At 62.0% G+C, this 9,945-nt stretch carries 9 protein-coding genes and 1 pseudogene; 5 read left to right on the top strand and 5 right to left on the bottom strand.

Translation table 11 applies throughout. From position 1 onward, the window contains the following. Positions 1–490, bottom strand: a pseudogene (locus tag GPA21_RS16850) (phosphoribosylformylglycinamidine synthase); the annotation flags it as partial. Between the two features lie 145 nt (positions 491–635). Between GPA21_RS16850 and GPA21_RS16845 the strand changes: the two are divergent. From GPA21_RS16845 to GPA21_RS16830, 4 genes are read left to right on the top strand one after another with little or no spacing between them, the layout of a single operon-like run. Next, positions 636–1,430 (top strand): phosphatase PAP2 family protein, encoded by a 795-nt coding sequence (locus GPA21_RS16845; protein WP_168989275.1) that lies wholly within the window; start codon positions 636–638, stop codon positions 1,428–1,430. Continuing rightward, positions 1,427–2,368 carry a lysylphosphatidylglycerol synthase transmembrane domain-containing protein gene (locus GPA21_RS16840; protein WP_168989274.1) on the top strand — a complete coding sequence of 314 codons (942 nt, stop codon included), beginning with the start codon at positions 1,427–1,429 and terminating at the stop codon, positions 2,366–2,368. Before GPA21_RS16845 ends, GPA21_RS16840 begins: the two co-directional genes overlap by 4 nt. After that, positions 2,365–3,426 (top strand): glycosyltransferase family 2 protein, encoded by a 1,062-nt coding sequence (locus GPA21_RS16835; RefSeq protein WP_168989273.1) that lies wholly within the window; start codon positions 2,365–2,367, stop codon positions 3,424–3,426. The genes GPA21_RS16840 and GPA21_RS16835 overlap by 4 nt, the downstream gene beginning before the upstream one ends. Next, positions 3,423–5,003, top strand: a complete 1,581-nt coding sequence (locus tag GPA21_RS16830) for an ArnT family glycosyltransferase (protein ID WP_168989272.1) — start codon at positions 3,423–3,425, stop codon at positions 5,001–5,003. Before GPA21_RS16835 ends, GPA21_RS16830 begins: the two co-directional genes overlap by 4 nt. A 28-nt stretch (positions 5,004–5,031) precedes the next feature. Here the strand turns inward: GPA21_RS16830 and GPA21_RS16825 are convergent, their stop codons facing one another. From GPA21_RS16825 to GPA21_RS16815, 3 genes are read right to left on the bottom strand one after another with little or no spacing between them, the layout of a single operon-like run. After that, a complete protein-coding gene (locus tag GPA21_RS16825; protein ID WP_246262029.1) occupies positions 5,032–5,574 on the bottom strand; it encodes a bactofilin family protein in 543 nt (180 codons plus the stop codon). A gap of 24 nt (positions 5,575–5,598) precedes the next feature. Then, on the bottom strand, positions 5,599–5,991 hold the full coding sequence (locus GPA21_RS16820) for a hypothetical protein (RefSeq protein ID WP_168989271.1): 393 nt from the start codon (positions 5,989–5,991) through the stop codon (positions 5,599–5,601). Between the two features lie 9 nt (positions 5,992–6,000). Next, a complete protein-coding gene (locus GPA21_RS16815) occupies positions 6,001–7,011 on the bottom strand; it encodes a M23 family metallopeptidase (RefSeq protein WP_168989270.1) in 1,011 nt (336 codons plus the stop codon). Positions 7,012–7,274: 263 nt separating this feature from the next. Here GPA21_RS16815 and GPA21_RS16810 point away from each other — a divergent pair, with 263 nt between their 5' ends. Then, positions 7,275–8,444, top strand: a complete 1,170-nt coding sequence (locus GPA21_RS16810) for an ABC transporter substrate-binding protein (RefSeq protein ID WP_168989269.1) — start codon at positions 7,275–7,277, stop codon at positions 8,442–8,444. Between the two features lie 9 nt (positions 8,445–8,453). Here the strand turns inward: GPA21_RS16810 and cysS are convergent, their stop codons facing one another. After that, positions 8,454–9,830 (bottom strand): cysteine--tRNA ligase, encoded by a 1,377-nt coding sequence (cysS, locus tag GPA21_RS16805; RefSeq protein WP_168989276.1) that lies wholly within the window; start codon positions 9,828–9,830, stop codon positions 8,454–8,456. Positions 9,831–9,945 lie beyond the last annotated feature (115 nt).

Here is a 9,945-nt window from a genome sequence, read left to right as displayed (position 1 = left end):
GGATATCCACCGAAGTCATCGGTTGTGGATCGTAGTGATGAAACAGCGCGTCGGCAGCGTCCAGGCTCTGCAACACCGACTCGGTCATGCGGTCGTGCAACAGGGGCAGCAGCGCTGAACGCGCACCCTCGTCCAGACGAGACGCGTCCAGGATGAACGCGATGCCGCGCTCGATGCGCACGACCTTGTCGAAGCCACACTGATGCGCAATGTCCGTTGCCTTGGACGACCAGGGCGAGATCGTGCCCAAACGCGGCACGATGAGCAGCAGGTCACCCGTGCCTTGCGCGCCGCCCTGCTCCACACCGAGCAGCTCGCCAAGGCGCTGCTGCTCGGCTTCGGAAAGCGGGCTCGATACTTCAACGAAGAACCAGTGACGGGCTTCCAGCGACCTCAGCTTGGGCGCAACAGCAGTCGCGCGTTGACGCAGGCGTTCGAGACGGGCACTGGAAAAGGCTGCGTCACCGCGCAGCTTGAGGATGTCGGTCATGTGGGTATGTGCTGCAAATCGATCGGGCGGAACCGGCGGGCCGGCAAAAAAATCCAAGCGTCGAATTATAACTGACTGACCGCTCGGCCCGCCCGATACCGAAGCGCGATACCATTACGAGTTAATCGAAATTACGACTGTCATCGTGTCAAACATCCCGACCTCCAGGCCGCGATCTGATTGGGCCTGGTTCCTGCTCCCCGCCTTTGTTCCCGCCGCGCTGGCGCTGGCCGTCCTGCAGGGGGGGGCGAACACTTCATTGTTTCTCGCCTGGAATGATGCCTCACGGGCTCTCCCGGCGGAGTTCTGGGCTGGCATCACGAACATCGCATCGACCGGCGGAGCATTTGCGCTACTGGCCATCGCTCTACACTGGCAGCCGCGCTGGGCAGCTGCAGCCCTGCTAGCCCTGCCGGCGGGCAGCCTCTATGCCCACGGTCTGAAGAAGCTGTTCCAGGAGGCACGGCCCGGGGCGGTGCTGGACCCGGACGAGATCTGGATCGTCGGCAAGACTCTCAAGGCCAACGCCTTTCCCTCCGGGCATTCGGTTACCGCGTTCGGCATCGGTGCGGCAGTGGCATTATGCTGCCTCGCGCCCGGACGTCGCTGGCTCGCCTGGGTCGCGCTTGCAATAGCTGCACTGGCGGCTTTCTCGCGTGTCGCGGTCGGCGCCCACTGGCCGCTCGATATCTTTGCCGGTGCCGCCGGAGGCTGGCTGTGCGGGGCGCTCGGTGTATGGTGGTCGGGCCGTTGGCAGTTCTGGACCCGTGCCAGCGGTATTCGCACCATGGCCGTGCTGATCGGCTTGTCTTCGCTTTGGCTTTTCTTCGACGACCTCGGTTATCCGGAAGGACTCTGGATGCAGTATCTGCTGGCCGCTGCCGGTTGCGCAGGCGCAGGCTACGCGATGATCCGGCCCGTGCCGAGGAGCAGAACTTGAAGCGCGTCCTTGCGGTCATTCTGACGCTGACGCTTTTCGTCTGGCTGGCGACACAGGAGGGCTGGTCTGCACTGCTGGAAGCCGCGCGTGCCCTGTCGCTGCCCGCCCTGGTACTCGGCATTGCAGGCCTGCTGGCAAGCTACTTCATTCGCGCATTACGCGTCTACAGTGAGTTCAAGTACCAATCAGTTGACGGCGCCCAGCGCCGCAATGGTTACTGGCCGTGCCTGCGTATCGTGATGATCCACAATGCGATGGTGAACGTCGTCCCGTTTCGTGGTGGCGAGGCGGCTTTTCCGATCCTGTTGCAGAGACATTTCGGGGTTTCGCTGTCCCGCGCGCTCGCCTCATTGTTCTGGTTCAGGCTGCAGGATGCCTTCGTCGTGATGGCGCTTGCGGCCTTGATCTGGCCCGGCATCCCCATCCCCCTGAGACTGCTTGCAATCGCTGCCCTGTTGTTGGTCGCGTGGTATCTTCCGCATTGGGCAACGCGCCCTTCGGGGCGTGAACCGGTCGGCCGCTTCGCCTCACTGGTTTCCAGGCTGCGCACTGCATTTGCCGAATCAACGCAGCATGCTCGCCTGGGCTGGCTGTGGACAGTTTCGAACTGGACCGTGAAGCTGGCAGCCCAGGCGTGGTTGCTGTCTCACGTTCTCGGCAGCGGCTTTGCTTTGGCAGGTGCCGGCGTGCTCGGTGCCGAACTTGCAGCGATCCAGCCGGTGCAAGGGGTCGCGGGATTCGGCACCTACGAGGCCGGGGCCGCAGCCGCGCTGCTACCGAATGGCATCGCACTCACCGAAGGACTCAAGGCCGCGCTGGTATTGCACCTCATCGTGATCGCCAGCGCGGTCAGTGCCGGCGTGATCGCCTGGCTATGGCCTGGCAAGACAGCCGGGCGCCTCACCGACAAATCCATGTACGACGGCAACCGCTCATGACCGCTCATCCCCTACCGCCTGCCGATCCACAGATTCCAGATGGCCTGCCGGAACATACGCTTTCGATCGTGGTGCCGATGTACAACGAATCCGAGAACGTCGAACCCTTGCTCGCACGCATCCACCTTGCGCTCGACGGCTACCCCTGGCCCTGGGAAGTGGTGCTTGTTGACGACGGCAGCTCGGACGCGACACCGGTGGAACTCGCCCGCTGCGCCAGACATTTCGGCCCTCATATCCGTGTTGTGGAACTGGTGCGGAATTTCAAGCAGACGGCGGCGATGCAGGCAGGCCTGGATGCCGCGCGCGGCAGCGTGATCGCCACCATGGATGGCGATCTGCAGAACGACCCGATCGACATTCCACGCATGGTCAAGCGCCTGCTCACCGAGAACCTGGATCTGGTCGCAGGCTGGCGCAAGAACCGTCAGGACGGTCTGCTGCTGCGCAAGATTCCATCACGCATTGCCAACCGGCTCATCGCACGGCTCACCGGTGTGCGCCTGAAGGATTACGGCTGCAGCCTCAAGGTATTCCGCGGCAGTGCGATCAAGAACGTTCGCCTCTACGGCGAAATGCACCGTTTCATCCCCGCGTGGTTGGCAACCGTCACCACCCCAAACAAGATCGCACAGGAAGTGGTCACCCACCACCCGCGTGTCTTCGGACAGTCCAAGTACGGTATTTCGCGCACTTTCCGGGTCATTCTGGATCTGGTGTTCGTCTACTTCTTCATGCGCTACCGCACCCGACCGGGGCATTTCTTCGGTGGCATCGGCATCGCACTGGGAGCCTTGGGCGGTCTGATCCTGACCTATCTGATCGGCCTCAAGGTGTTCTTCGGTGAATCCATCGGCACCCGGCCTATGCTGTTCGGCGGTTTCTTCCTTGTCATCGCCGGAGTCCAGATGGTCACCTCGGGCGTGATCGCCGAACTGCTCACGCGCATCTACTACGAGTCCGGCACCTCGCGCGCCTACCTGGCCCAACCACAGGCACAGCTCGGCAAGGACGAAGGCTGGTATCAGCCCGAACGCAAAGTCGATCACGAGTCATGAGCGGCCACGTGACGCCTTCACAACGCGGCTTCACCCCGTTGGTCGCACTCATCCTCTGCCTGCCCTTGCTCGCCTTCTTTCTGCGACTGGGCGCAGCACCGCTGTTTGACATCGATGAAGGCGCCTTCTCCCGCGCGACGCAGGAGATGTTCGAACGTGGCGAGTTCCTGTTCACGTATCTCAATGGCGAGCCGCGATTCGACAAGCCCATTCTGGTGTACTGGTTCCAGGCCGTCGGCTACCTGATCTTCGGCTTGAGCGAGTGGGCCTTCCGTCTGCCGTCGGCGATCTCCGCCGCACTCTGGTGCTACGTCATCTGGCACTTCGCACGTCCGCGTTTCGGCAACGACAACGCGTTGATCGCGATGGCAATCGCCGCCACCGCACTCGGCCCCTTCGTCATCGGTCGTGCCGCCACCGCCGACGGCCTGCTCAACCTGCTCATCGCCCTGTCGATGTTCGATGCCTGGCGACATCTCGAGTCCGGTCGGCGCGCACCGCTGCTACGCAGCTTTCTATGGATCGGTCTCGGCATTCTCACCAAGGGTCCAATCGCTTTCCTGATACCAGGCGCGGTCACCTTTCTCTACTGCGCCACCAAAGGCCAATGGAAGCAATGGTTCAAGGCGGTGTTCGACCCCCTGGGCTGGGTCATTCTGATCGGCATCGTCGCACCCTGGTACGCTGTCGCACTCACCCTCCACGGCTGGGACTTCATAGAGGGTTTCATTCTCAAGCACAACGTCGAGCGGTTCTCCGGAACGATTCACAGCCACGCTGGCAGCATCTTCTACTACGTATTCATGGTGCCGGTGTTGCTGCTGCCATGGACCGGGCCACTGCTCGCAACCCTCAGGAAGATCAAGCCGGACTTCAGCAGCGATCTCCACCGTTTTCTGTGGATCTGGAGCGTCTTCGTGATCGGCTTCTTCTCGATGTCGGGCACCAAGCTGCCACATTACGTTCTCTACGGCTCGACACCGCTTTTTCTGCTCATCGCGGCCCATTGTTCAGGTTTGCGGCGCCCTGTAGCCCATCTCACCGCACCGACCCTGGTTCTCGCGCTGATTCCGCTATTGCCGTTGATCTTTGTGTGGCTCTCGGGCACCGAATCGGGCAACGCCTTCTTCCGCGCCCACCTGGCGCTTGCCGGTGAGCGCGCGTCCCCGCTCTTCTATCTGGTCAGTATCGCGGGCCTGTTGCTCTGGCTGGCTGCAATGTCACTATGGAAGGCACAATTGCATCGCAAGCTCGTGCTCGCCGGCGCGATCCAGGTCGTCGTCCTCGCGCTTGTGGTCACCCCTTGGTTCGGCGCGGTACTGCAGGAGCCGGTGCGTCAGGCAGCACTGATCGCCAAGGATCTTGACGAACCGGTTGTCTCGATGCGCTTCAGCGTGCCCAGCTTCAGCGTCTATCGTGAAGCGGTCACGCCCAGCGGCACGCCGGAACCAGGTGGTCTCGCGATAACGCGCAGCGACCGGATTCCGGCCGAGGGTTACGACACCGTGTTTCTTCAAGGAGGTGTGGCGCTCATACGTCGCCATGCGGAAGAGACCTTCAGCCCGCCGGAGCACTGAACGGCAACCGAGAGCCGGGCCAGACTGATCAGGGTTTGGCTTCGGCGTTCTTCGCGATTTCCGCCACGGAGGATGTCAAGCCCCGCTCTGCAGGCGGGGGCGCCACCTGCGTTTCGGACTGGGGCTTCGGCACGCTTGGTACCGCAACCGGTGCAGCCCGCTTGCCCTTCTCTGGCGCAGCCTCATCCACCTTTACCAATTTGCCGTCGACCGTGGCGCCACACTCCATCTGCAGCTGCCGATAAGAGATGTTGCCCGACACCTTGGCACCAGGTTGCAGTTCCAGGAAGTGCTCAACCTCCAGGTCGCCCGAAATCGTGCCATTCACGACAGCATCATAGGCACACACCCGCCCAACGACGCTGCCCTTTTCGCTGATCACCACAAGGCTTTTCTCGCCGCGCTTTCCCAGAACGTTGCCATCGACCTTGCCGTCAACGCGCAGGCCGCCCGAGAACAACACGTCACCGACAATGTGGAGATTGTCGGCGATCAGGCTCGAAAGCTTGGTTACCTCAATCGTTTGCTTGTTCTTCCTGCCAAACATCGATGACTCCTCCGGATAATGCAACCCGCCACCAGCAAACCAGTGGCGTCAGTCTCCTGCATTCTTGACGTATTCGAGTTCTTCCTTGACCTGCTTGAGCTGCTCGTTCAGCACCGTGATCTGCCGCTCGAGTTCCAGTTGGGTCACCGCCGCGATTTCCAGATCAAGCAACAGGCGCTCCACCGTCCCGCCGGATTCCTGCAACGAAGCTTCCAGCCTGAGGGTTTCCGCGCCAAGTTGGCGCTTCTCCAGTTCCAGCGCCTCGACGCGAGCATCGGCACGGATCAACTGTTCGATGTAGATCACGCCGACTGCGACCGCACCCGCGAGCACGATCACGAAACCCCAGAACAGCATGGCCGGACCGCGACGGCTTGAGGCCGTCAGCACAAGATCGCTGGCCGTCAGCTCGCGATTACGCGAACGGTGTCCGAAAGACATGAGGCTGAATCAAAAACGCGCGAGATAGATCGAGGGGTCCACAAAGTGGCCGTCCTTCAGAATCTCGAAATGGAGATGAGGTCCCGTGGTACGACCGGTGGCCCCCACACGTGCAATTTCCTCCCCTGGCATGACGACCTGCCCTTTGGAAACAAGCAATCGCGAGGCATGCGCATAGCGAGTCACCAGACCCGCGCCATGATCGATCTCGACGGTCAAGCCGTAGTGCCGCCTATTACCAGCAAATATGACGCGACCACCCGCACTCGCGTGGATCGGCGTGCCGCGCGGTGCCGCGTAATCGACCCCGCTATGGAAAGCCCTGCGACGCGAGATCGGATCGACACGGTTGCCGAAGCTGGAGTTGATCGCCACGCCCCGAACCGGCGTACGGCCCGGAAACGACATATGGGCGTGATTGAGCGAGGTCGCTGCTTCGTCGATGGAGGCAAGCAGCGTGGACAAGCGCGCTATGTCGCTCTCCAGCCTGACGAAGTCTTCGCCCAAGGCTTCACCGGCGTCAAAGTCATCCGCCAGCGCGGCTTCGTCCAGCTTGGGCGCCGCGTCATCTTCCAATGGCCGCAACAGTGGACCGCCCGAGGGTGCACCAGGCTGTGTGCGTGCTGCCCTGCCCAGAGGCACATCCGCGGTCTCTTCCGGCTTGATCCGGGCTTCAAATTCGGCGATCGCGCCGATTCGCGCCGCCAACTCGACCGCCTCGGCCTCGAGGTGGATTACCCGCCCCGCGAGTTCGCCGAATCGATCTATGAGGTGCCGGTTAGGATCGCTCACGATCACGGCACGCTCCGGTGCGGCTGCCGGCAAAACGCTCTCCGGTACCGCGACAGCTTCGGGCTGATCCAGCACTGGACGGAGCTCGAGCGTGCGATGGCCCAGCCAGTAACCACCGGCCAACGCGGCAACCACCAGGATTGCCAGCAACATCGCGAATGCTCCGAGGCTGAAGGTCCGCGTGCGCGGACGTGTGAGCGTGCCTGCGGAGAGAATGACGAACGCCATCGCGTTCCTCCCTTGTTCAAGAATCCCAGCTGCGCCAGAGTTGTCGCACATCCGTGACCCAAGCATGAGGGCGAATCGAATTCGCACAAAACAACTTTCAGAGTCTATCAGCTTAATCGGCGACGCGGTCAAAGACTTTCGTATCCGCGTCAATGCGGAGACGATGACCCGGCGGGGCAACTGCAATCCAGAATGCTTATTCGGCTGCGCTATACTCGCACACGCTCTTGCCACCCCATTCCGACTTCACTCCGATAACCGATATGACTCATTCTCGACTCCACACCCCATTGCGTCGCCGATTGCTCGTCGGTCTCGCTGCAAGCGTCTTCGCGAACTCAGCGCTGCTCTTGCCGATCGGCGACGGTCACGCAGGTGAAACTGCGGGCGATCGCATTCTGATAGGCAACAGCAGCGCACTCACCGGCCCGCTCGCACCGCTGAGCATGGAGTATGTTGATGGAGCCAAGCTTTACTTCGACACGGTCAACCGTCGTGGCGGCATCAATGGCAAACGGCTCGAGTTGGTCGTACTCGACGACGAATACAGTCCCGACAAGGCGGAAGAGAACGCACGCCGCCTGATCAACGAGCATGGCGTCTTCGCCCTCTTTGCCTGCTTCGGCACAGGCCCTGCGCTACGAGCGATGCCGGTTGCACTTGCAGCCGACGTACCTTTCTTCGCCCCCTATACCGGCGCGGACGCTTTGCGCGAACCACCCAACGCCAACGTCTTCCACCTCAGGGCTTCATACTCGCGTGAAATCGAGCGAATCGTCGAACACCTGACCATGCTCGGTGTGAAATCGATCGGCGTGGTCCACCACGCCGACGCCTTCGGCGAGGCGGGCCTGCAGGCGGCCCGGGCGGCGCTGGCGCTGCGCGGTCTGGAACCCGCGGTAACCGCGGCTATAGACATGACCGCCAACGATGCAAGCGAACCTGCACGGCTGGTCGCCGAAGCTAATCCGGCGGCTCTGATTCTCGTCGCCGCTGGCCGGACTCCACCCATGATGATCCGCGCCCTGCGTGAAACGACCGCCCAACCGATGCTGTATGGCCTGTCGGTGATCAGCAGCAGCGAGCTTGTCCGCACACTTGGGCGTGACGCCCACGGCCTGGCGCTCGCACAAGTCACGCCCTCACCGTTCCGGCTGGATTACCCAGTCGTGCGCGACTATCGCAGGGACGCCGATTCCGCCGGCATGGAATACTCTTACGCCGGACTCGAAGGCTATCTTGCCGCCGCAGTCTTCAGCGAAGCGCTCCGGCAGGCGGGCAGCAACCCCACTCGCGACGCTTTCAGGCAAGCGCTTGCAGGGATGGCGAATACCGATATTGGCGGTTTGAAACTGGTTGGCACGACCGCGAACCCGGTCGGCCTCGATTTCATCGACCTGACCGTCATCAGTCACGGCCGCTTCGGCCGCTGACAAACCGCCTCAGGCGCGGCGCCAGGCCGTGCCCTGAGGCGTGTCTTCGAGCACAACCCCCTGCTCGAGCAACTCCGCGCGAATCCGGTCTGCTGTTGCGAAGTCCCGGGACTTCTTGGCTTCGGTCCTGGCGGCAATCGCAGCCTCGATTCGACCCGCGTCCTCGTCACCGCCATCCCCACCCTGTAGAAATGCCACCGGGTCGCGCTCGAGCAGTCCGAGTACGCCCGCGAGCGCCTTGAGCTGGCGAGCCATTTCGGGAGACTGGCTTCTATTCACCTCGTTGGCAAGATCGAACAGAACCGCGATTGCTTCGGCAGTGTTGAAGTCGTCGTTCATCGCGGATGCAAAGCGCTCGGCGTGAGCTTCGGACGCATCCAGCCCGCCCGACGCCGGCGCGACGTTGCGCAGTGCAGTGTAGAGACGCGTCAGGGCATTACGGGCATCGTCGAGATGCGCATCCGAGTAGTTGAGTGCACTGCGGTAATGGGCACGCAGGATGAAGAATCGGACGACTTCAGCGTCGTAACGCGCCAGCACTTCACGAATGGTGAAGAAGTTGCCGAGGGACTTCGACATCTTCTCGTCATCAACCCGAACGAAGCCGTTGTGCATCCAGTAGTTGACGAAGGTGTGCCCGTGCGCCCCCTCGGACTGAGCGATCTCGTTCTCGTGGTGCGGGAACTGCAGGTCCTGACCGCCTCCGTGGATGTCGAAACGTTCCCCGAGCAGATCGGAACTCATCGCCGAGCACTCAATGTGCCAACCGGGCCGCCCCGGCCCCCACGGCGAGGCCCACTTCACCTCCTCCGGCTCTTCATCACGCGCATGCTTCCACAGCACGAAATCCAGCGGGTCCCGTTTGTCGGTCACCACTTCGACACGCTCGCCGGCGCGCAACTCATCAATCGACTTGCCGGACAGCCTGCCGTACCCTGGAAACTTGCGTACCGCATAGCAGACATCACGATTGTCGGCCTGGTAGGCAAGGCCTTTTTCGTACAACCGGCCGATCAGCGACTGCATGCTGGCAACATAGTCGGTCGCTCGCGGCTCGTGGCTCGGAAGAAGCACGCCCAAAGCATCGGCATCCTCGTGCATCGCGGCGACGAAACGGTCGGTGAGTGCCCGGATGGACTCACCGTTTTCCTGCGCGCGCTTGATGATCTTGTCGTCGATGTCGGTGATGTTGCGCACATAGGTCACATCAAAGCCGCTCGCGCGCAACCATCGAACCACCATGTCGAAAACGACCATCACGCGGGCGTGCCCGAGATGACAGAAGTCGTAGACCGTCATGCCGCAGACATACATGCGCACCTTGCCCGGTTCGATGGGCACGAATGCTTCCTTCTTGCGCGTGAGGGTGTTGTGGATCGACAGCATGCAGGCCTTCCCGGGGATCGCCCCTTGCATTTCGGTCACGCCACCGGTGACGTCACGGCGGACGTCCGGATTGTGCGTATCCGGGTGTGTTGTTAGAATCCGTGGGCTTTCCAGC

Origin of the sequence: Azoarcus taiwanensis, assembly GCF_012910885.1 — a bacterium.
GTDB lineage: Bacteria > Pseudomonadota > Gammaproteobacteria > Burkholderiales > Rhodocyclaceae > Azoarcus_F > Azoarcus_F taiwanensis.
This window is presented reverse-complemented; position numbering and strand designations above follow the sequence as displayed.